We start from the raw sequence: 22,534 nt of genomic DNA on the forward strand, positions 1-22,534 counted from the left end.
AATAACTCCGGAAGCTTATTGTGTAGGAGCAAAGCTTGCTCGCGATGAACGATTATGAGGACTTTCTGTTACACCGAGTCGCGTAATCGCGAGCAAGCTTTGCTCCTACAGGAATTGGGGCTGGCCCCACAAAATGGCAGATATCTTAAAGCAAAACGGCGGCCAGAGGCCGCCGTTTAGTGGTTTGCGCAGATTTAAGCGGCAGGTGCCGGCTCGGTTTCTGGCGCAGGTTTTGGCAGCGAAGACAGGAAGGCCATGATCAGCGCAGCCAGATACGGCAGCGACTGCACCAGCAACATGGTCACCCAGAAGCGCATGTCGTTGCTCGGGATGCCCTGCACCAGGTAGATCCCCAGTGCCGCGCCCCACAACAGCAGCATGATGAACAGCTCTTCGCGCGCTTCCGAAATCGCTACCCAGAAGCCGTGGTTATCGGCATTTTTCGGGGTGCGGAAAAACGGAATGCTGCTGGTGAAGAAACCGTACAGCACCGCTTTGGCGATGGTGTGCGACAACGCCAGACCGGCCAATGCCGCGCAGAATGCATCCTTCAGGTTGACCCCGACCGCACGGCGGTAGAGGAAAATGATCTTGCCGACCTTGAACACGAACAGCGCCAATGGCGGGATTGCGAAGATCAGCAGCGGTGGATCGACCCGTTGCGGCACGATGATCATCGCCGCCGACCAGAGCAGGGCGCCGACGGTGAAGAAGATGTTCATGCCATCCGCGACCCACGGCAACCAGCCCGCGAGGAAGTGGTAACGCTGGCCACGGGTCAGTTCGGTGTCCTTGCCACGCAACAGGCTGGCGGTGTGCCGCTTGATGATCTGAATCGCTCCGTAGGCCCAGCGGAAACGCTGTTTCTTGAAGTCGATAAAGGTATCGGGCATCAGGCCCTTGCCGTAACTGTTGTGGTAGTACGCCGCCGACAGGCCTTTTTCGAACACCCGCAGACCCAATTCGGCGTCTTCGCAGATGCACCAGTCAGCCCAGCCGAGCTCTTCGAGCACCGAGCGACGGGTCATGGTCATGGTGCCGTGCTGGATGATCGCGTCGCGGTCGTTACGGGTGACCATGCCGATGTGGAAGAAGCCTTTGTATTCCGCGTAGCAGAGCTTCTTGAAGGTGCTTTCGTTCTGGTCGCGATAATCCTGTGGCGACTGCACCACGGCGATTTTCGGATCGGCGAAGTGCGGCACCATGTGCTTGAGCCAGTTCGGGTCGACGCAGTAGTCCGAGTCGATCACCGCGATGACTTCGGCATCCTTGGCGGTGTGCGGGATCAGGTAGTTCAGCGCACCGCCCTTGAAGCCGGCCAATGGCGATACGTGGAAAAACTTGAAGCGCGGGCCGAGGGTTTCGCAATAGGCCTGCACCGGTTCCCAGACGGCCGGGTCCTTGGTGTTGTTGTCGATGATCAGGACTTCGAAGTCCGGATAGTCGAGGTTGGCCAGGGCGTTGAGGGTCTGTTTGACCATCTCCGGCGGCTCGTTGTAGCACGGCACATGGATCGAGACTTTCGGACGGTAGTCCGAGTCGCCCACCACCGGCAGGAATTCACGCCGACGTTTGTGGGTCCAGACGGTCTCGGCCAGTTCGTGGGCTTCGGTCAGCAGTACGATAAATACCCCGAGCGCACCGAGGGCGAGCAGGAAGCCCACCGTCAGGCTGAACCAGGTGCTGTATTGCTGGCTGTAGTCGTAACCGATCCACACCAGTGCCGAACCGCCGAGGAACGCGGTGAAGGTCAGGAAGGTCCGACCGCGCTGGCGCAGTGCCGAGCCGTCGATCATCAGCAGGGTCAGGGACAACAACGCCAGGACCACGGAGCCGACCGCCAGTACTCGCCATTGCGGAATCGCTACGACCGGGCCTTCGAAGTTGAATTTCTGCTGACGCGCAGCGTTGAACACGCCCCAATAGGCGCCTACCGAACCTTCGTCGCTGGCTTTCCATGGCTGGTCAAACGCTTCGATCACGAAGTAGTTGAAGCCCTGGCGGTTGAGCTTGTTCACCAGCGTACGCAGGTAAATCGCCTGGTCCGCCGGGGTCGCATCAGCACCACCGCGCATGCGGCCATTGCTCGGCCAGCCCACTTCGGACAGCAGCAGCGGCTTTTTCGGGAAGAGTTTTTTCAGGTCGCGGGCACGGTCCAGAACAAACTGGCCGGCCTGGTCCACCGGAATGAATTCCCAATACGGCAGGATGTGAGCCGCGATCAGGTCGACGTGCTTGGCCAGCATCGGGTTTTCTTCCCAGACGTGCCACTGCTCGGACGTGGTCACCGGGACCTTTACCGCTGCGCGCACGCGATCGAGGATCACGCTCAATTGCTCGGCGGTGATTTCCTTACGGAAGATCGCTTCGTTACCGACCACCACGCGCACGACGCTGCGCGAACTGTTGGCCAGTTCGATGGCGCGCTGGATCTCGCGCTCGTTACGCTCAAGATCGGGGCTGATCCAGATCCCGAGCGTTACGCGCAGGCCGAATTCTTCCGCCAGTTTCGGGATGTCCTCCAGCGTACCGTCGACGGAGTAGGTCCGAATGTTGTCGGTCAGCTTGCTCATGATCTCCAGGTCGCGACGCATTTCATCGTCGGACGGGAACTGGTTTTTCTGTGGGAACTGGCCTTGCTGGAACGGCGAGTAAGAAAAACCGGAGATCTGCTCAGGCCAGTTGGGGGTCGTGACGGGGCGGTTGATCAGCGCCCAGAAACCGGTGAACAGCGCGGCAATCGCCAGCACTACCACCAGATTGAGTCCAAATTTACGCGATGACATAGCTATATCGGGTTCCAAAAGGTGTGGAACGAGGGGACGGTTGGCACGCGCCAATCGGCGCGCATCCTACACTGGCGTTCAACTGAGCGTACAGCAGACAGAAAAAAGCCGGACATTGGGCAAGCCATCTTCGCTTAAGTTCTTTTGTGTGACAAAAAATGTACATATGCCGACACAAATAAAGCACGACCTGCTGCCGTTTATAGCGCAAAGATGTTCTTGGCACGTATCGGCCCTATAATGCGCGCCGGTTTTTAGGGTAGTGGTCATGAGTACAGAAGATCCGCGGTTTGCTGGCATTGCCCGGTTGTATGGCATTGAAGGCCTGGCGCGTTTGCGCGCGGCCCATGTGGCGATTGTTGGCGTCGGTGGCGTCGGTTCCTGGGCGGCGGAAGCCATGGCCCGTTGCGGTGTCGGCGAAATCTCGCTGTTCGACCTCGATGACGTGTGCGTCAGCAACGCCAATCGCCAGTTGCATGCACTGGACAGTACTGTCGGCAAACCCAAGGTCGAGGTCATGGCCGAGCGCCTGCGCGGGATCAACCCGGAGTGCACCGTGCACGCGGTGGCGGATTTCGTCACCCGCGAAACCATGGCCGAGTACATCACGCCAAATATCGACTGCGTGATCGACTGCATCGACAGCGTCAACGCCAAGGCTGCGCTGATCGCCTGGTGCAAACGTCGCAAGATCCAGATCATTACCACGGGCGGTGCAGGCGGGCAGATCGATCCGACGCTGATCCAGGTGTGTGACCTGAACCGTACCTTCAATGACCCGCTGGCCTCGAAAGTGCGCTCCACGTTGCGTCGCGATTATGGTTTCTCGCGCACTGTGACCCGTCACTACAGCGTGCCGTGCGTGTTCTCCACCGAGCAACTGCGCTATCCGAAACCCGATGGCAGCATTTGCTTGCAGAAGAGCTTTGTCGGTGATGGGGTGAAACTCGACTGCGCCGGCGGTTTTGGCGCGGTGATGATGGTGACCGCGACTTTTGGCATGGTCGCCGCGACCAAGGCTGTGGATAAGATCGTAGCGGGTGTGCGGCGCCCGGCAGACAAGATCAAACCAGCGGTCTGACACGACGCTGCCTCCGCCCCGTAGGAGCAAAGCTTGCTCGCGATGCAGGCGACTCGGTCCATCCAATGACCGCGTTGATGCCATCGCGAGCAAGCTTTGCTCCTACAGAAAAAGGCGAGAGTGCGTCAGGTGGACAGTTCGCGCATCCGCTGCAACACCGCATTGAGGCCATTGCTGCGCGACGACGACAGTTGTCGCGATAACCCCAGTTGATTGAACCAATCGGGCAAATCCACCTGTTGCAACTCGGCGGCGGTCAAGCCGTTGACCCGCGCCAGCAGCAACGCCACCAACCCGCGAATCAATCGTGCATCGCTGCTGGCAGCAAACTGCCAATGACCATCGTGCAGCGCGCCCACCAGCCACACCTGACTTTCGCAGCCGTGTACGCGATTGGCCTCGGTCTTGTCTGCATCGCTCAACGCCGGAAGCCGTTCGCCCCATTGCATCAGCAAGCGAGCGCGTTGTTCCCAGCCGGCAGCGGCCTGAAAGGTTTCCAGTGCCGTAATGGCATCCGTCGGCAGGCTCATCGCAACAACTCCAGTGCTTGATCAAGGGCTTCGAAAAAGCGCTCGAGGTCTTCCGAGTCGTTGTACAGCGCCAACGAAACCCGGATCGCTCCCGCCAGTTCGAAGCTTTTCAGCAACGGCATTGCGCAGTGGTGTCCGGCGCGTACGGCGATGCCCTGTTCGGTGAGCAGATGCGCCAGGTCGGCGTTGTGCACGCCTTCGACGACAAAACTGGCCAGTGCCAGTTGCGGCTTGCCCAGCAGGCGAATGCCATTGCGCGCCTGCAAGCCCTTCAACAGGTAATCATGTAGCGCGGCTTCGTGGGCGCACACGGCGTCCTGGTCGAGACCGGCCAGATAGTCGAGGGTCGCACCCAGGCCAATCACGCTGGCAATCGGTGGCGTGCCGGCTTCAAAGCCCAGCGGGGCCGGGCGGAAACGTGCGTCGTGGTAGTTGGCGTCCAGTACCATCTCGCCGCCGAACTGCCATGGGCGCAGCTGTTGCAAGGCTTCGTTGCGGCCATACAGCACGCCGAGACCGTCCGGGCCATAGAGTTTGTGGCTGGAAAAAACGTAAAAGTCGCAGCCCAGTGCCTGCACGTCATGGCGGCCATGGACCACGCCTTGGGCGCCGTCGACCACGGTCAAGGCGTTCTGCGCCTTGGCCAGCGCCAGCAACGGCGCTAACGGTTGCCATGCGCCGAGCACATTGGACAACTGACTGACCGCCAGCAATCGCGTGCGCGGGCCGACCAACCGGGCGGCGGCGTCGAGATCGATCAGGCCGTCCGCGTCCAGCGGCAACACCACCAGTTTCAGCTCGCGACGGTGCGCCAATTGCTGCCACGGCAACAGGTTGGCGTGGTGTTCCAGGGCGCTGATGACAACCTCATCGCCCGGATTGAAAAGGTGTTCCAGGCCGTAGGCCAGGAGGTTCAGCGCAGAGGTTGCGCCGTGGGTAAAGATGATTTGCCCGCTGTTGCCGGCATTGAGCCAATGCGCGACTTTGCTGCGGCTGCCTTCGAACGCCTGCGTGGCATGGGCGCCGGGCAGGTGTTGCGCACGATGAACGTTGGCTGCGCCGTTGGCGTAGTAGTGCGCCAGCGCATCGAGCAGGGCTTGGGGTTTCTGGGTGGTGGCGGCGTTGTCCAGATAGGTCTGGTCTTGCCGTTGCAGAGCGGCGATGGCCGGAAAATCGGCGCGCCAGGGAGAAGGAATCATCATGCCATCGGGCCCTGATAAACATGGGCGGGTGTACGCCTGGCCCTGTAGGAGCAGAGCTTGCTCGCGATGGGGCCCTTGAGGCCGCCAAAAGCATCGCGAGCAAGCTTTGCTCCTACGGGGGGTGTTTGACGCTCTGCTTAGTTGTGAGCGTGCAGCGCTTCGTTCAGTTCGATGGCCGATTTGTGGGTTTTGCATTCCACGGCACCGGTCTCCGAATTGCGGCGGAACAACAGGTCAGGCTGGCCGGCCAGTTCGCGGGCCTTGAGCACTTTGACCAGTTTGTTGTTCTCGTCCAGCAGTGCCACTTTGGTGCCAGCGGTTACGTACAGGCCCGACTCAACAGTGTTGCGGTCGCCCAATGGAATGCCGATACCGGCGTTGGCGCCGATCAGGCAGCCTTCGCCGACCTTGATCACGATGTTACCGCCGCCCGACAGGGTGCCCATGGTCGAGCAACCGCCGCCCAGGTCCGAACCCTTGCCGACGAACACGCCCGCAGAGACGCGGCCTTCGATCATGCCAGGGCCTTCGGTGCCGGCGTTGAAGTTGACGAAACCTTCGTGCATCACGGTGGTGCCTTCGCCCACGTAGGCACCCAGACGAATACGTGCCGCGTCAGCGATACGCACGCCAGCCGGTACGACGTAATCGGTCATTTTCGGGAACTTGTCGACCGAGAACACTTCCAGCAGCTCGCCACGCAGACGGGCTTCCAGTTGATGCTCGGCCAGTTCGTTCAGGTCGATTGCGCCCTGGCTGGTCCAGGCCACGTTCGGCAGCAACGGGAAGATCCCGGCCAGGTTCAGGCCGTGTGGCTTGACCAGGCGATGGGACAGCAGGTGCAGCTTGAGGTAGGCCTCAGGGGTGGAGCTCAGTTGTGCGTCTTCGGCCAGCAGGGTGGCGACCAGCGGCTTGTGGCTTTCGGCCAGGCGGGTCAGCAGCGCCGCTTGAGCAGCGTCGGCACCTTTCAGGGCTTCAGCCAGTTGCGCGGCCTGGGCGGTAGTGAAGGCGATAGCCTGATTGCCTTCGGTGTAGCCCAGAATCGGCGCGATAGCGGCGACCAGCTCAGCCGATGGCTTGAGTACCGGAGCTGCGTAAAACACTTCCAGCCATGCACCTTGACGGTTTTGAGTGCCGACACCAAAGGCCAGGCTGAACAGGGTAGTGGACATGTTTATACCTCTAACAAAATTGAACGGGCTGGCTTACTTGAGCGCTGCCGCGTAAATGTCTGGCTTGAAGCCAATCAGGGTTCGGTCACCGAGATCGAGCACCGGGCGCTTGATCATCGAAGGTTGTGCGAGCATCAATTCGATAGCTTTCGCCTGGTCGAGATCGGCTTTACGTTCGTCGTCGAGTTTGCGAAAGGTCGTGCCTGCACGGTTGAGCACCACTTGCCAGCCGTGCTCGTTGCACCACTGGGTCAGGTGTTCACGGTCGATTCCGGCCGTTTTGTAATCATGAAAGTCAAAATGCACAGCGTTTTCATCGAGCCAGGTGCGCGCCTTTTTCATGGTGTCGCAGGCTTTGATGCCGAAAAGGTGCAACGTTTTGCTTGAAGCGGTCAAGGAATTGCCCCCCTTTGGAGGTGCTGGAAATAAAAGATCAAGGATTATGCCATGAGCGAGCGGGTTCGGCGTCGGCCATGACCGGGCTTTGTCGCATTGCCGATGGCAGCTGTCAGCGGGCAGCTTAAGCGACCAATATGGCACTTCAACGGCGATTGATCGGGAACCCTGGTCGGATTTCATGCAGGAGCTGCCTGCGGCAACTCCTGCGGGCGATGTAACAGTTATTGACGGCGCAGAATGAAGTCGCGAATCCGTTCTGCCGCTTCAACGCATTCCGCCAAAGGCGCGACCAATGCCAGGCGCACTCGGCCAGCACCCGGATTGAAACCGTCAACCTCGCGGGACAGGTACGAGCCTGGCACCACCGTCACGTGTTCTTCGACAAACAGATCACGGCAGAAGGCGGCATCATCGCCTTCGACGTTCGGCCACAGGTAGAAACCGCCGTCCGGGCGCTGTACGTCCATCACCGGGCTGAGGATTTCCAGTACCGCATCGTACTTCTCGCGGTACAGCGCACGGTTGGCCCGCACATGCACTTCGTCATTCCACGCGGCAACGCTGGCGAGTTGGGTCTGAACCGGCATGGCGCAGCCATGGTAGGTGCGATACAGCAGGAAGCCCTTGAGAATCTCGGCATCGCCGGCGACGAAACCCGAGCGCAGGCCCGGCAGGTTGGAACGCTTGGACAGGCTGTGGAACACCACGCAGCGTTTGAAATCCTTGCGACCCAGTTCCACGCAGGCGCTGAGCAGGCCTGGCGGTGGGGTCTGTTCGTTGAAGTAGAGCTCGCTGTAGCACTCGTCGGCAGCGATCACGAAGTCGTGTTCATCGGCCAGGGCGATCAGTTTCTTCAGGGTTTCGACCGGGATCAGCGCCCCCGTAGGGTTGCCCGGCGAGCACAGGAAGAGGATCTGGCAGCGCTTCCAGATATCGTCCGATACGGCGTCGAAGTCCGGGTTGAAGCCGTTTTCATCCAGGCACGGCAAGTAATGCGGCTTGGCGCCTGCGAGGAACGCTGCGCCTTCATAGATCTGGTAGAACGGGTTCGGACTGACGATCAGTGCGTCGTCGCCGCGATTGACCACGGTCTGGGTGAAGGCGAACAGCGCTTCGCGAGTGCCGTTGACCGGCAGCACGTTGCGCGCCGGATCGATCCAGCCACTCGGTACGCCAAAGCGCCGCTCGCACCAGCCGGCAATGGCTTCCCGCAGGGCCGGGATGCCAAGCGTGGTCGGGTACACCGCCATCTGATCCAGATTGCTCGCCAGCGCTTCAGCGACAAAGCTTGGCGAACGGTGCTTCGGTTCGCCGATGGACAGCGCAATCGGGCGCTTGTCCGGGTTTGGCGTCACCGCACCGAGCAGGGCGCGCAGTTTCTCGAACGGGTAAGGCTGGAGCTGGTTCAGAGCGTTGTTCATCGGTGCGGGGTCTCACTCAAAAGCAGTTAAATCATGGCGCGCATTCAGATGCTGATGCGCGACAGTTCGATAGAGGGTTCGGGGCTGACGCTCAGTTGTTCGACGATCGCATCCTGCAAGCGACTGCACAGTTGCGGGTCGGACAACGGGTGATTGCTCGCGTCGGTGATGAAGAACACGTCTTCGACCCGCTCGCCGAGGGTGGCAATCTTGGCATTCTGCAGCGACAGGTCGAATTCGAGAAAGATTGTTCCGATCCGTGCCAACAGACCCGGACGGTCGGGGGCGCTGAGTTCCAGCACCGTCACCTGACGCTGGGCGTCGTTGTGGATCGTCACTTGCGGTGCGAACGCAAAGTGCTTGAGCTGACGCGGCACCCGACGCTGGATGATGGTCGGGTAGTTGTCCGGATTGCGCAGGGCCTCGGTCAGGCCGTCGCGGATCTGCTTGACCCGCGCCGGGTTGTCGCCAATCGAGTCGCCATCGGTGTCGAGCACGATATAGGTGTCGAGGGTGAACTGGCTGGTCGAGGTGATCACCCGGGCGTCGTGAATGTTCAGGTTGAGCTGGTCCATCGCCGCCACGGTCACGGCGAAGAAGTCGTGCTGGTCCGGCGCATAGATGAAGATCTGCGTGCCGCCCTCGAACTCGCGCTGGGTGGTTTCCTTGATCAGTACCAGTGGCCCGCCGTCGGCTGGCTGCTGGAGGATCGCCTCAGTGTGCCAGGCCACGTCGCCAGCGGTGTGACGCAGGAAATAGTCGTCGCCCAGTTGCGACCAGAGCTGTTCGACATCATCCGGGTCAGTGCCGCCGCGTACCAGAATATCCAGGGCGGCGCGTTGGGTCTGGCGGATCTGTTCTTCACGATCGACCGGGTTTTCCAGGCCACGGCGCAAGGCGCGCTTGGTTTCGGTGTAGAGCTGGCGCAACAGACTGGCGCGCCAGGAGTTCCACAGCGTCGGGTTGGTGGCGTTGATGTCCGAAACGGTCAGCACGTACAGGTAGTCGAGGCGGGTTTCGTCGCCGACGATCTGCGCGAAGTCGTGGATCACTTGCGGGTCGGACAGGTCTTTGCGCTGGGCGGTGGTCGACATCACCAGGTGGTTTTGCACCAGCCAGACAATCAGTCGGCTGTCCCACAGGGGCAGTTGATGGCGTTGGCAAAACGCTTCGGCGTCGACCGCCCCAATATCCGAGTGATCGCCATGCCGGCCCTTGCCAATGTCGTGGTACAGCCCGGCAAGGTAGATCAGCTCCGGCTTGGGCAGTTTGCCCATGAGCTTGCTGGCCAGCGGGAATTTCTCGGACACCTGGGTGTACTGCAGCTTACGCAGGTGTTTGATCAGGTTCAGGGTGTGGGCGTCGACCGTATAAATATGGAACAGGTCGTGCTGCATCTGCCCGACGATAAAACCGAACTCTGGCAGGTAGCGCCCGAGAATGCCGTAACGGTTCATCCGTCGCAGGTTGCGGTGGATGCCGATCTTGCATTTGAACAGTTCGATGAACAGGCTGGTATTGCGAATGTCGTTGCGGAAGTCGTCATCGATCAGGTGCCGGTGTTCGCGCAGCAGACGAATGGTGTCAGCCCGCACGCCCTTGATTTCCGGCTGTTGAGCCATCAGCACGAAAATTTCCAGCATGGCAAACGGTGTGCGTCTGAACACGTTGGTGTTGATCGCCTCGATGTAGCCGTCATGCAACTGGAAGCGCGAGTTGATCGGTTGCGGCGGCGCTTCATCTTCCGGCGCGAGGATGACTTCCTCGAAATGCTGGATGATCAGGTCGCTGAGCTGGGCAATGCTCATCACCACCCGGTAGTACTGCTGCATGAAGTTTTCGATGGCGTGCTTGGCGTCATCGCCTTCAAAGCCCAGCAGCCCGGCGATCGAGCGTTGGTGATCGAACAGCAAGCGGTCTTCGGCGCGGCCAGCAAGCATGTGCAGGGCGTAACGAACCTTCCACAAAAACTCCTGGGACGAGGCGAGAAGGGCGTTTTCGCTTTCGACCAGGAAGCCTTCGCCCGCCAGTGCGCGCAGGTTCAGCGTGCCGTATTGGCGGCGTGCCACCCACAGAATCGTCTGAATATCCCGTAGGCCGCCAGGCGAGCCTTTGACGTTGGGTTCCAGGTTGTATTCGGTGTCGTTGTATTTGTGGTGACGTGCCTTCTGTTCAGCACGTTTGGCCAGGAAAAAATCCTTGGCCGGCCACATGTGCTCAGTGCTGGTGACATCGAGCATGCGCTGGCGCAAGTGCTCGGGGCCGGCAATGGTGCGGCTCTCCATCAGGTTGGTGATGATGGTCAGGTCGGCGCGGGCTTGTTCGGCGCATTCGTCCACCGAGCGTACGCTCTGGCCAACTTCCAGGCCGATGTCCCATAGCAGCGTCAGAAAACGCTCGATGGAGTCGCGGAAAACTTCGTGATCGGCGTTGTCCAGCAGAATCAGCAAATCGATGTCGGAGTAGGGGTGCAGTTCGCCGCGACCGTAGCCGCCGACCGCGACCAGCGCGATGTCGGCGTCTTCACTCCAATTGAACTGCTCCCAGGCCTGTTGCAGGATGTTGTCGACGAACCAGGCGCGATCTTCTATTAGCCGGCGAATATCCCGTCCGCTGCGAAATCGCGCGTCGAGCACCTCTTGTGCCTGGCGGATGGCCTTCTTGAAGGCCGCGATCGGGCTTGCCTTCAGGGCCAGTTCGGCCTGGAACTGGCCGCGGTCGAAAAGTTCGGGATCCACCTGCGGCATCGATTGGCTTTCCTTCTATAGGCTGGGTGCGGAACTTGTCGGATCAGGCCGAAACGCGAGGGATGGTGTCATCGCTGCGCAGGGTGAAGATCTCGTAGCCGGTTTCGGTCACCAGCAGGGTGTGCTCCCACTGCGCCGACAGCTTGCGATCCTTGGTGATCGCGGTCCAGCCATCGCCGAGGACCTTGGTGTCGGCACGGCCCTGATTGATCATCGGCTCGATGGTGAAGGTCATGCCGGCTTTCAGTTCCATGCCGGTACCGGCGCGGCCGTAATGCAGGATTTGCGGTTCTTCGTGGAACACCTTGCCGATGCCGTGGCCGCAGAACTCGCGAACCACCGAGAAGCCATTCTTTTCAGCGTGCTTCTGGATGACTTCGCCGATATCGCCGAGGCGGCAGCCGGGCTTGACCAGTTCGATGGCCTTGTACATGCATTCCTGGGTGACTTGCGACAGGCGCTCGGCCCAGACCGGCACGGTGCCGACGTGGAACATGCGGCTGGTGTCGCCGTGATAGCCATCCTTGATCACAGTGACGTCGATGTTCAGCGTGTCGCCGTCTTTCAGCGGCTTCTCGTTCGGGATGCCGTGGCAGACCACGTGGTTGATCGAGGTGCAGATCGACTTTGGAAAGCCTTTGTAGTTGAGCGGGGCAGGGATGGCTTTCTGCTCGTTGACGATGTAGTCGTGGCAGATGCGGTCCAGCTCTTCGGTCGTGACGCCCGGCTTGACGTATTCGGCAATCATTTCCAGCACATCGGCGGCAAGCTTGCCGGCGATCCGCATTTTTGCGATGTCCTCTGGGGTTTTGAGGGTGACGGTCATACAGGTTCTCTCTACGCTCAGTGGCGCTTTCTATACGGAATGGGCCTGCGTGATGCTGCTCGCAGCCCTGAAAAACACGATTCTAACAGACGATCACGGCGAGTCCGCGCCTCTGTGCATCGCTTCTCTCTATAGAATGGCGCATTCTGGGGGGATTCCAAGGGCCGGAACCAACGCACTGATCAGGTTTTAAGAATCCGGGTTTCGTTTTCGCCCTCCTTGTGATATAAAATGCGCCGCTTTCCGGGTATACCCCGAAAAGCTTAAATCCACACACGTGTCGACACGATGACCTGGGTGCCTTCAGCTGATGCTGCTGGTTGGTCATTGGGATACGTGGAGGCCAAACCCGACTTATTAAGGAACTATCATGTCCCAAGTCAACATGCGCGATATGCTGAAGGCCGGTGTGCACTTCGGTCACCAGACCCGTTACTGGAACCCGAAAATGGGTAAGTACATTTTCGGCGCGCGTAACAAGATCCACATCATCAACCTTGAAAAAACCCTGCCAATGTTCAACGAAGCTCTGACTTTCGTAGAGCGTCTGGCCCAGGGCAAAAACAAGATTCTGTTCGTCGGCACCAAGCGTTCCGCTGGCAAGATCGTTGCTGAAGAAGCAGCACGTTGCGGTTCGCCGTACGTCGATCACCGCTGGTTGGGCGGCATGCTGACCAACTTCAAAACCATCCGTGCTTCCATCAAGCGTCTGCGTGACCTTGAAGTGCAAGCCGAAGACGGTACTTTCGCCAAGCTGACCAAGAAAGAGGCGCTGATGCGCACTCGCGACCTGGAAAAGCTCGATCGTTCCCTGGGTGGTATCAAGGACATGGGCGGTCTGCCTGACGCACTGTTCGTTATCGACGTTGATCACGAGCGCATCGCGATCACCGAAGCCAACAAGCTGGGCATCCCGGTTATCGGCGTAGTCGATACCAACAGCAGCCCGGAAGGCGTTGACTACATCATCCCAGGCAACGATGACGCAATCCGCGCTATCCAGCTGTACATGGGTTCGATGGCTGACGCTGTAATCCGCGGTCGCAACCACGTTGCTGGCGGCACCGAGCAGTTCGTTGAAGAAGCTCCGGTAGCAGCAGCTGAGTAATTGACGCCTTGGCGTTGACTCAGTAAGCAAAAAGGGGGCTTGGCCCCCTTTTTGCCACCTCGAAAACCATTTGTTGGCGCCTGTTTTCAGGATGCCGCTACTGCATCTGTAATGTGCAGCAGCTAACAAGGGTGGTTCGGGAAGAATTGAACGCCCGTTCGATCGGGTGGAATGGTTGATAACCTATCCAAGAGGAATTTTGAAATGGCAGAGATTACTGCAGCGTTGGTCAAAGAACTGCGCGAGCGTACTGGCGAAGGCATGATGGACTGCAAGAAAGCCTTGACCAAGGCTGGCGGCGACATCGAGAAAGCCATTGATGACATGCGTGCTTCGGGCGCCATCAAGGCTGCCAAAAAAGCAGGCAACGTTGCTGCTGAAGGCGCGATCGCTCTGAAAGAAGACGGTAAATCCGCAGTCCTGCTGGAAGTGAACTCGCAGACTGACTTCCTGGCTCTGCAGGACGACTTCAAGGTATTTGTTGCTGCTAGCGTTGAAAAAGCGTTCGCCGACAAGATGACTACCGTTGAGCCTCTGATCGAAGCTCAAGAAGCTGCTCGCCTGGTATTGGTCGGCAAGGTTGGCGAAAACGTCAACATCCGTCGCCTGACTCGCGTTGAAGGTGATGTTGTCGGTGGTTACCTGCACGGCAACAAGATCGGTGTAGCTGTTGTTCTGAAGGGCGGCGACGTTGAGCTGGCCAAAGACATCGCTATGCACGTAGCGGCTACCAACCCTGAATTCCTGCTGCCGTCGGAAGTTTCCGCTGAAGCGATCGAGCGCGAGAAAGGCGTGTTCCTGACCCTCAACGCTGACAAAATCGCCGGCAAGCCAGAAAACATCGTTGAAAACATGGTCAAAGGCCGTATCAGCAAGTTCCTGGCTGAAGCGAGCCTGGTTGAGCAGGCGTTCGTCAAGAACCCTGAAATCAAGGTTGGCGAACTGGCCAAGAAAGCCGGTGCTGAAATCGTTTCTTTCACTTACTTCAAAGTAGGCGAAGGCATCGAGAAGCCAGTCGACAACTTCGCTGAAGAAGTTGCTGCTCAACTGGCTGCTGCCAAGCAGTAAGACGGTTTTTTAACTGTCGCCCTGAAGAGGCTGCCCGCTTACGCGCGCAGCCTCTTTTCAGATGGGGAAGCCAATTTATTTGGTTTTCCGTCGGAACTGGCTTACAAAGCCGTGTTCCGATGGCGCTGTGACAGCGTCACGTTAGAGTAAACGCAGGCTGCAAACAGCCCGCAAGAATTTTTTAAAATACGCCGCAGGAGAGATTCGCAATGGCTCAGCAGGGCAGTGGTTATCAGGCTCGCTATAAACGCATTCTACTCAAGCTTAGCGGCGAGGCCTTGATGGGCTCCGAAGAGTTCGGGATCGACCCCAAGGTTCTGGATCGCATGGCACTGGAAGTCGGCCAACTGGTCGGTATCGGTGTTCAGGTCGGTCTGGTGATTGGTGGTGGTAATCTGTTCCGCGGCGCGGCACTGAGTGCGGCCGGCATGGATCGGGTGACTGGCGACCACATGGGCATGCTTGCCACTGTGATGAACGCCCTGGCCATGCGTGATGCGCTGGAACGTGCGAATATCTCGGCCATCGTGATGTCGGCTATTTCGATGGTAGGCGTGACCGATCACTACGATCGCCGCAAAGCCATGCGTCACCTGAACTCCAAGGAAGTGGTCATTTTCGCTGCCGGTACCGGCAACCCGTTCTTCACCACCGACTCGGCAGCCTGCTTGCGTGCGATCGAGATCGATGCTGACGTTGTGTTGAAGGCGACCAAGGTTGATGGTGTGTACACCGCTGACCCATTCAAAGACCCGCATGCCGAGAAGTTCGATCATCTGACCTACGATGAAGTACTGGATCGTAAGCTGGGTGTGATGGATCTGACGGCTATTTGCCTGTGCCGCGACCACAAGATGCCGCTGCGCGTATTTAATATGAACAAGCCCGGCGCCCTGCTGAACATCGTACATGGCGGCGCTGAAGGAACCCTGATCGAGGAAGGCGAGCAATGATCAACGAAATCAAGAAAGACGCTCAAGAGCGCATGACCAAATCCCTGGAGTCCCTGGCCCACGCTTTTGGTCAGATTCGTACAGGCAAGGCGCACCCAAGCATCCTGGGTAGCGTGATGGTGCCTTACTACGGTTCGGATACTCCTTTGAGCAGTGTGGCCAACGTCACCGTGAAGGACTCCCGGACCCTGCAAGTCGTGGCTTTCGAGCGCAACATGCTCGCCGCGGTCGACAAGGCGATCCAGAGTGCTGGCCTGAACCTCAACCCGACGAACCTGGGTGAGTTGCTGCTGATCTCCATGCCGGCCTTGACCGAGGAAACCCGCAAGGGCTTCACCAAGCAAGCGCGCAGCGCAGCCGAAGATGCTCGTGTCGCGGTGCGTAATATTCGCCGTGATGCACTGGGCGACCTGAAGAAGCTGGTCAAGGATAAGGAAATCAGCGAAGACGAAGAGCGTCGCGCGAGTGCCGATATCGACAAGTTGATCAAAGACTTCGAGGCTCAGATCAACAAGCTCACTGAAGACAAAGAAAAGGACCTGATGGCCGTATAAGGGGTCAGGACGCCTTCATGGAAAAGACCAAGCAGCCAGTGCTGTCCTCGGTGCCGCGCCACGTCGCGATCATCATGGATGGTAATAATCGCTGGGCAAAAAAACGTTTCTTGCCCGGTGTTGCCGGGCACAAGGCTGGCGTCGATGCTGTGCGCGCGGTTATTGAGGTATGCGCTGAGGCCGGGGTTGAAGTACTGACCCTGTTCGCCTTCTCCAGTGAAAACTGGCAGCGTCCGGCCGATGAAGTCAGCGCCTTGATGGATTTGTTTTTCAAGGCGTTGCGTCGCGAGGCCAAGCGCCTCAACGACAACAACATCACGTTGCGTATTATCGGCGATCGTTCGCGCTTTCATCCCGAGCTTCAGGCCGCCATGCGTGAGGCGGAGGCAATGACCGTCGGCGCCAATCGTTTTGTCCTGCAGATCGCGGCCAACTACGGCGGCCAATGGGATATCGCCCAGGCAGCCCAACGTCTGGCGCGAGAGGTTCAGGCCGGGCATTTACGTCCGGACGACATTACTCCGCAATTGCTGCAGACCTGTCTGGCTACCGGTGATTTGCCGTTGCCGGATTTGTGCATTCGTACCGGTGGCGAGCATCGCATCAGCAACTTCCTGCTGTGGCAATTGGCGTACTCCGAGCTTTATTTCTCCGACCTGTTCTGGCCGGACTTCAAACACGAAGCCATGCGTAATGCATTGGCCGATTTCGCTTCTCGCCAGCGCCGCTTCGGTAAAACGAGTGAGCAGGTCGAGGCTGGAGCCCGGGTTTAATGCTTAAACAACGAATCATCACTGCGCTGATCCTGCTGCCGATCGCCCTGTGCGGATTTTTTCTGCTCGAGGGCTCCGGTTTTGCGCTGTTTATCGGCCTGGTCGTGACTCTTGGTGCCTGGGAATGGGCGCGTCTGGCAGGTTTCACTGCTCAACCGATGCGTGTCGCTTATGCCGCGGTGGTCGCGGCGATGCTGTTTGTCATGCACGTGTTGCCGGGGCTTTCGCCTTGGGTGCTGGGGGCTGCCGTGCTTTGGTGGGCGGTGGCAACCTATCTGGTGCTGACCTATCCCAAGACCAGTGAGCATTGGTCCAGTGCGGCCTGCAAACTGGTTATCGGCCTGCTGATCCTGTTGCCGGCCTGGCAAGGTTTGATCCTGATCAAGCAAGAGCCGCTGGGTAACTGGTTGATCATGGCGGTGATGGTATTGGTCTGGGGCGCAGATATTGGCGCTTACTTTTCCGGTCGGGCATTCGGCAAGCGCAAGCTTGCTCCGCAGGTCAGCCCTGGCAAGAGCTGGGAAGGCGTGTACGGCGGCTTGCTGCTGAGTCTGGTGATCACCGCCATTGTTGGTCTGGTGCGTGACTGGACGGTCGGCGAGATGCTGAAAGGGTTGATCGGCGCGGCGATTATCGTGTTTATCTCGGTGGTCGGCGATTTGACCGAAAGTATGTTCAAGCGCCAGTCGGGTATCAAGGACAGCAGTAATCTGCTGCCGGGTCATGGCGGCATTCTGGATCGTATCGACAGTCTCACTGCGGCGATTCCGGTGTTTGCGGTATTGCTGTGGATGGCTGCATCGTGAGCCGCCCACAACAGATCACTGTCCTGGGGGCGACCGGCTCTATTGGCCTGAGCACCCTTGATGTCATCGCGCGTCATCCCGAGCGCTATCAAGTCTTTGCCTTGAGCGGCTTCTCTCGCCTGAGTGAGCTGTTGGCTTTGTGCGTCCGCCATGTGCCGCGCTTTGCTGTTGTGCCGGAGCCCGTGGCTGCCCGGCGTCTGCAAGACGATTTGCGGGCTGCGGGCCTTTCTACGCGCGTGCTGGTGGGGGAGGAGGGTCTGTGTCAGGTCGCTTCCGACGCTGAAGTCGATGCGGTGATGGCGGCGATTGTCGGTGCGGCGGGGTTGCGTCCGACGCTGGCGGCGGTGGAGGCGGGCAAGAAGATTCTGCTGGCCAACAAGGAAGCGCTGGTGATGTCCGGCGCCCTGTTCATGCAGGCCGTGCACAAGAGCGGGTCGGTGCTGCTGCCGATCGACAGCGAGCACAATGCGATCTTTCAGTGCATGCCCGCAGATTTTTCTCGTGGGCTCGGCGCTGTAGGCGTTCGACGGATTTTACTGACAGCTTCTGGCGGTCCGTTCCGGCAGACATCCATGGCTGAGTTGGCGCATGTTACGCCAGAGCAGGCATGTGCCCATCCCAATTGGTCGATGGGGCGCAAGATTTCGGTCGACTCGGCCAGCATGATGAACAAAGGCCTGGAGCTGATCGAGGCCTGTTGGCTGTTTGATGCCAAGCCGTCACAGGTTGAGGTGGTGATTCATCCGCAAAGCGTGATTCATTCGCTGGTCGACTATGTTGATGGTTCGGTATTGGCGCAGTTGGGTAATCCGGATATGCGGACGCCGATCGCCAATGCACTGGCATGGCCTGAGCGCATCGACTCCGGGGTTGCGCCGCTGGACCTGTTTGCAATCGCGCGTCTGGACTTCCAGGCGCCTGACGAAGAGCGTTTCCCGTGCTTGCGTCTGGCGCGCCAGGCGGCAGAGGCCGGGAACAGTGCTCCGGCCATGCTGAACGCCGCGAATGAGGTAGCTGTTGCAGCCTTTCTCGATGGACGTGTCCGTTACCTGGAGATCGCGAGTATCATTGAGGAGGTGCTAAACCTCGAACCTGTGGTTTCGGTCGATGATCTCGATGCGGTTTTCACTGCGGACGCGAAAGCGCGTGTCCTGGCCGAGCGTTGGTTGAGTCGTCACGGGCGATAGGTGTTGCGGCGGGTTTGCCCACGGCAGCACTGAATAGGATTGCGGAGAAAGTAGATGAGCGCGCTCTATATGATTGTCGGCACCCTGGTGGCTTTGGGCGTGCTGGTCACCTTCCATGAATTTGGCCATTTCTGGGTCGCGCGTCGCTGCGGCGTCAAGGTTCTGCGTTTCTCCGTGGGCTTCGGCCTGCCATTGCTGCGCTGGCATGACCGGCGTGGCACCGAGTTCGTGATCGCTGCCATCCCTTTGGGTGGTTACGTGAAGATGCTTGATGAGCGTGAAGGCGAAGTGCCGGCCGAGCAGCTTGATCAGGCCTTCAATCGCAAATCCGTTCGTCAGCGCATTGCCATCGTAGCTGCCGGGCCTATCGCCAACTTTTTGTTGGCATTGGCGTTTTTCTGGGTGCTGGCGATGCTTGGCACCGAGCAGGTGCGTCCTGTCATCGGCGCCGTTGAAGTCGGCAGCATGGCCGCCAAGGCCGGTTTGAGTCCGGGGCAGGAAATCGTCGCCATCGATGGTGAGCCGACTTCGGGTTGGGCAGCGGTGAATCTGCAACTGGTCCGGCGTCTTGGTGAAAGTGGTTCATTGCAATTGCTGGTGCGCGAACAGGGCTCTACCGCCGATTCGCCGCGCGAGCTGGTCCTGGATCACTGGCTCAAGGGGGCTGATGAGCCGGACCCGATTCGTTCGTTGGGTATCCGTCCTTGGCGTCCGGCATTGCCGCCTGTGTTGGCAGAGCTGGACCCTAAGGGCCCGGCGCAGGCAGCAGGCCTGAAGACCGGTGACCGTCTGCTGGCGCTCGATGGCCAGGCGCTGACCGATTGGCAGCAAGTGGTCGATTGGGTGCGTGTGCGTCCTGATACCAAAATTGTGCTGCATATCGAGCGTGACGGTGCTCAAATCGACGTCCCGGTTACCTTGGCAACTCGCGACAAGGCGAAAGTAGCCAGTGGTTATCTGGGTGCCGGGGTGAAGGCTATCGATTGGCCACCAGAGATGATTCGCGAGGTCAGCTACGGTCCCGTGGCCGCGATTGGCGAAGGTGCTCGACGCACCTGGACCATGAGTGTGCTGACCCTTGATTCACTAAAGAAAATGTTGTTCGGCGAGCTCTCGGTAAAAAACTTGAGTGGACCGATAACCATTGCTAAAGTGGCGGGCGCTTCTGCCCAGTCGGGTGTCGCTGATTTCCTGAATTTCCTGGCTTATCTGAGTATTAGCTTGGGGGTTCTGAATTTGCTGCCCATTCCTGTACTGGATGGGGGGCATCTGTTGTTTTATCTGATCGAGTGGGCGCGTGGTCGTCCCTTGTCGGATCGGGTGCAGAGTTGGGGGATACAGATCGGTATCAGTTTGGTGATCGGGGTGATGTTGCTTGCTCTGGTCAACGATCTGGGTCGACTGTAACGCTTCGCTGAATTGCGAATCTGCCGCATTTTGCGGCAGTTTGTTTATTGCCAGTTGGAATAAGAAAGGACTTCATGAAACGTCTGCTGCTAACTGCGGTTCTCACCGTATTGATGATCGCCGAAGTTCACGCCGAGTCCTTCACTATCTCCGATATTCGTATCAATGGCCTCCAGCGGGTATCCGCGGGTAGCGTCTTTGGTGCCTTGCCGTTGAACGTCGGTGAACAGGCGGATGATCGTCGCCTGGTGGAATCCACTCGTGCGCTGTTCAAAACCGGTTTCTTTCAAGATATCCAGCTGGGCCGCGATGGCAATGTCCTGGTCATTACTGTAGTCGAGCGCCCGTCGGTCGCCAGTATCGAGATCGAAGGCAACAAGGCGATCTCCACTGAAGACCTGATGAAAGGCCTTAAACAATCCGGTCTGGCCGAAGGCGAGATCTTCCAGCGTGCGACGCTTGAAGGCGTGCGTAACGAGCTGCAGCGCCAGTACGTCGCTCAAGGTCGCTACTCGGCCACCGTTGACACTGAAGTTGTTCCTCAGCCGCGCAACCGCGTTGGTTTGAAGGTCAATATCAACGAAGGCACTGTCGCGGCTATCCAGCACATCAACGTGGTGGGTAACACGGTTTTCCCTGACGAAGACCTGATCGACCTGTTCGAACTCAAGACCAGCAACTGGTTGTCGTTCTTCAAGAACGATGACAAGTATGCTCGTGAGAAACTTTCCGGTGACCTGGAACGTCTGCGTTCCTACTACCTGGACCGTGGCTATATCAACATGGATATCGCTTCGACCCAGGTGTCGATCACTCCGGACAAAAAGCACGTCTATATCACCGTCAACATCAACGAAGGTCAGAAGTACAACGTTCGTGACGTGAAGCTCAGCGGAGACCTGAAGGTCCCTGAAGACCAGGTCAAGGCGCTGCTGCTGGTGCAAAAAGGTCAGGTGTTCTCGCGTAAGCTGATGACCACGACTTCCGAGTTGATCACCCGTCGCCTGGGTAACGAGGGCTACACCTTCGCCAACGTCAACGGCGTACCGACCCCGCATGACGACGATCACACCGTTGATATCACCTTTGTGGTCGATCCGGGCAAGCGTGCCTACGTAAACCGTATCAACTTCCGCGGCAACACCAAGTCGGAAGACGAAGTGCTCCGTCGTGAAATGCGCCAGATGGAAGGTGGCTGGGCTTCGACTTACCTGATCGACCAGTCCAAGACCCGTCTGGAACGTCTGGGCTTCTTCAAGGAGGTCAACGTCGAGACTCCGGCCGTACCAGGTGTCGATGACCAGGTTGACGTGAACTACGCCGTTGAAGAGCAACCTTCCGGTTCGATTACCGCCAGCGTTGGTTTTGCTCAGAGCGCCGGTTTGATCCTGGGTGGTTCGATTACCCAGAACAACTTCCTGGGTACCGGTAACAAGGTCAGCATCGGCTTGACCCGTAGCCAATACCAGAGCCGTTATAACTTCGGTTATGTCGACCCCTACTGGACAGCCGATGGCGTGAGCCTGGGTTACAACGCTTTCTATCGCACCACTGACTACAAAAACCTCGACGTCAACGTATCGAGCTATGCGGTAGACAGCTTGGGCGCGGGTGTCAACGTCGGTTATCCGATCAGCGAGACTTCGCGTCTGACCTTTGGTCTGACGGCGCAGCAAGACAAGATCAAGACCGGTCAGTACACCGTTGACGAGATTTTCAACTTTGTTAACACGGAAGGCGACCAGTACCTGAACTTCAAGGCTTCGGCCGGTTGGTCTGAATCGACCCTGAACAAAGGCGTGCTGGCGACCCGTGGTCACTCGCAAAGCCTGACACTGGAAGCCACTACCCCGGGCAGCGATCTGTCATTCTTCAAGCTCGACTACCGTGGTCAGTTGTTCCAGCCATTGTCTGAGAACTACACCATGCGCCTGCACACCGAGCTGGGTTACGGTGATGGTTATGGTTCTACGAGTGGGCTGCCGTTCTACGAGAACTATTATGCTGGTGGTTTCAACTCGGTACGCGGTTTCAAGGACAGTACATTGGGGCCTCGTAGTACGCCGAGTCGGGGTGCTGGCGGTGCAAACGGTACAGGTAACGCAGGCACTCTCGCCGATCCGGATCAGGATCCGCTGCCATTCGGTGGTAACGTCCTGATTCAAGGTGGTGTAGAAGTTCTCTTCCCATTGCCTTTCGTCAAGGACCAGCGATCCCTGCGTACCTCTGTGTTCTGGGACGTCGGTAACGTGTTCGACTCCAAGTGCGAGCAGGTCAGGAATACCAATGGCAGTCTTTCCAATACTCAGTGCAACGACATCAGCCTGAGCAATATGGCCAGTTCGGTGGGTGTGGGTGTGACATGGGTTACCGCCCTTGGTCCGTTGAGCTTTGCCTTGGCAATGCCGGTCAAGAAACCGGACAGCAATGCGGAGACTCAGGTGTTCCAATTCTCCCTCGGTCAGACTTTCTAATAGCCTGATCCAAGATAACGACAATGGATTTTGTAGGAGT

General features: G+C 58.6%; 18 protein-coding genes. 10 read left to right on the forward strand and 8 right to left on the reverse strand.

Annotated elements, in window-relative coordinates:
• Positions 1 to 194: 194 nt before the first annotated feature.
• Complete coding sequence (locus AO353_RS16415) at positions 195 to 2,786, reverse strand: glycosyltransferase (RefSeq protein WP_054595901.1); 2,592 nt, start codon at positions 2,784 to 2,786, stop codon at positions 195 to 197.
• Between the two features lie 268 nt (positions 2,787 to 3,054).
• On the opposite strand from AO353_RS16415, the gene tcdA reads away from it, so the two are divergent.
• Complete coding sequence (gene tcdA, locus AO353_RS16420) at positions 3,055 to 3,867, forward strand: tRNA cyclic N6-threonylcarbamoyladenosine(37) synthase TcdA (protein WP_162491271.1); 813 nt, start codon at positions 3,055 to 3,057, stop codon at positions 3,865 to 3,867.
• A 125-nt stretch (positions 3,868 to 3,992) separates the two neighbouring features.
• Here the strand turns inward: tcdA and AO353_RS16425 are convergent, their stop codons facing one another.
• The 7 genes from AO353_RS16425 to map form a co-directional block, all read right to left on the reverse strand.
• A complete protein-coding gene (locus AO353_RS16425; protein WP_054595903.1) occupies positions 3,993 to 4,397 on the reverse strand; it encodes a SufE family protein in 405 nt (134 codons plus the stop codon).
• Positions 4,394 to 5,599 (reverse strand): aminotransferase class V-fold PLP-dependent enzyme, encoded by a 1,206-nt coding sequence (locus AO353_RS16430; protein ID WP_054595904.1) that lies wholly within the window; start codon positions 5,597 to 5,599, stop codon positions 4,394 to 4,396. Before AO353_RS16430 ends, AO353_RS16425 begins: the two co-directional genes overlap by 4 nt.
• A gap of 137 nt (positions 5,600 to 5,736) precedes the next feature.
• Positions 5,737 to 6,771: a 2,3,4,5-tetrahydropyridine-2,6-dicarboxylate N-succinyltransferase gene (gene dapD, locus AO353_RS16435; protein ID WP_054595905.1), complete on the reverse strand. Its 1,035-nt coding sequence runs from the start codon at positions 6,769 to 6,771 to the stop codon at positions 5,737 to 5,739.
• 33 nt (positions 6,772 to 6,804) lie between these two features.
• Positions 6,805 to 7,113 (reverse strand): arsenate reductase, encoded by a 309-nt coding sequence (locus AO353_RS16440; RefSeq protein ID WP_237142995.1) that lies wholly within the window; start codon positions 7,111 to 7,113, stop codon positions 6,805 to 6,807.
• 278 nt (positions 7,114 to 7,391) lie between these two features.
• Positions 7,392 to 8,591 carry a succinyldiaminopimelate transaminase gene (gene dapC / locus AO353_RS16445; protein WP_054595907.1) on the reverse strand — a complete coding sequence of 400 codons (1,200 nt, stop codon included), beginning with the start codon at positions 8,589 to 8,591 and terminating at the stop codon, positions 7,392 to 7,394.
• A gap of 44 nt (positions 8,592 to 8,635) precedes the next feature.
• Positions 8,636 to 11,338 (reverse strand): [protein-PII] uridylyltransferase, encoded by a 2,703-nt coding sequence (locus AO353_RS16450; protein WP_054595908.1) that lies wholly within the window; start codon positions 11,336 to 11,338, stop codon positions 8,636 to 8,638.
• 43 nt (positions 11,339 to 11,381) lie between these two features.
• The gene (gene map, locus AO353_RS16455; RefSeq protein ID WP_054595909.1) at positions 11,382 to 12,164 is read right to left on the reverse strand and encodes a type I methionyl aminopeptidase; all 783 of its coding nucleotides are present in this window, start codon (positions 12,162 to 12,164) and stop codon (positions 11,382 to 11,384) included.
• 370 nt (positions 12,165 to 12,534) lie between these two features.
• Between map and rpsB the strand changes: the two genes are divergently transcribed.
• The 9 genes from rpsB (at position 12,535) to bamA (ending at position 22,494) form a co-directional block, all read left to right on the forward strand.
• On the forward strand, positions 12,535 to 13,272 hold the full coding sequence (gene rpsB / locus AO353_RS16460; RefSeq protein WP_003219330.1) for a 30S ribosomal protein S2: 738 nt from the start codon (positions 12,535 to 12,537) through the stop codon (positions 13,270 to 13,272).
• A gap of 204 nt (positions 13,273 to 13,476) precedes the next feature.
• Positions 13,477 to 14,340 carry a translation elongation factor Ts gene (gene tsf / locus AO353_RS16465; protein ID WP_054595910.1) on the forward strand — a complete coding sequence of 288 codons (864 nt, stop codon included), beginning with the start codon at positions 13,477 to 13,479 and terminating at the stop codon, positions 14,338 to 14,340.
• Between the two features lie 209 nt (positions 14,341 to 14,549).
• Positions 14,550 to 15,293: a UMP kinase gene (gene pyrH / locus AO353_RS16470; protein WP_011059526.1), complete on the forward strand. Its 744-nt coding sequence runs from the start codon at positions 14,550 to 14,552 to the stop codon at positions 15,291 to 15,293.
• Positions 15,290 to 15,847: a ribosome recycling factor gene (frr, locus tag AO353_RS16475; RefSeq protein ID WP_019692087.1), complete on the forward strand. Its 558-nt coding sequence runs from the start codon at positions 15,290 to 15,292 to the stop codon at positions 15,845 to 15,847. The genes pyrH and frr overlap by 4 nt, the downstream gene beginning before the upstream one ends.
• Positions 15,848 to 15,864: 17 nt before the next feature.
• Entirely contained in the window at positions 15,865 to 16,620 is a 756-nt protein-coding gene (gene uppS / locus AO353_RS16480) for a polyprenyl diphosphate synthase (protein WP_054595911.1), read from the forward strand.
• Positions 16,620 to 17,426, forward strand: a complete 807-nt coding sequence (locus AO353_RS16485; protein ID WP_054595912.1) for a phosphatidate cytidylyltransferase — start codon at positions 16,620 to 16,622, stop codon at positions 17,424 to 17,426. Before uppS ends, AO353_RS16485 begins: the two co-directional genes overlap by 1 nt.
• A complete protein-coding gene (gene ispC, locus AO353_RS16490) occupies positions 17,423 to 18,613 on the forward strand; it encodes a 1-deoxy-D-xylulose-5-phosphate reductoisomerase (protein ID WP_054595913.1) in 1,191 nt (396 codons plus the stop codon). Before AO353_RS16485 ends, ispC begins: the two co-directional genes overlap by 4 nt.
• A 54-nt stretch (positions 18,614 to 18,667) precedes the next feature.
• The gene (rseP, locus tag AO353_RS16495) at positions 18,668 to 20,020 is read left to right on the forward strand and encodes a sigma E protease regulator RseP (RefSeq protein WP_054595914.1); all 1,353 of its coding nucleotides are present in this window, start codon (positions 18,668 to 18,670) and stop codon (positions 20,018 to 20,020) included.
• 74 nt (positions 20,021 to 20,094) lie between these two features.
• The gene (gene bamA / locus AO353_RS16500; protein WP_054595915.1) at positions 20,095 to 22,494 is read left to right on the forward strand and encodes an outer membrane protein assembly factor BamA; all 2,400 of its coding nucleotides are present in this window, start codon (positions 20,095 to 20,097) and stop codon (positions 22,492 to 22,494) included.
• Positions 22,495 to 22,534: the final 40 nt, after the last annotated feature.

The sequence above is a fragment of the Pseudomonas fluorescens genome, from assembly GCF_001307155.1.
GTDB lineage: Bacteria > Pseudomonadota > Gammaproteobacteria > Pseudomonadales > Pseudomonadaceae > Aquipseudomonas > Aquipseudomonas helvetica.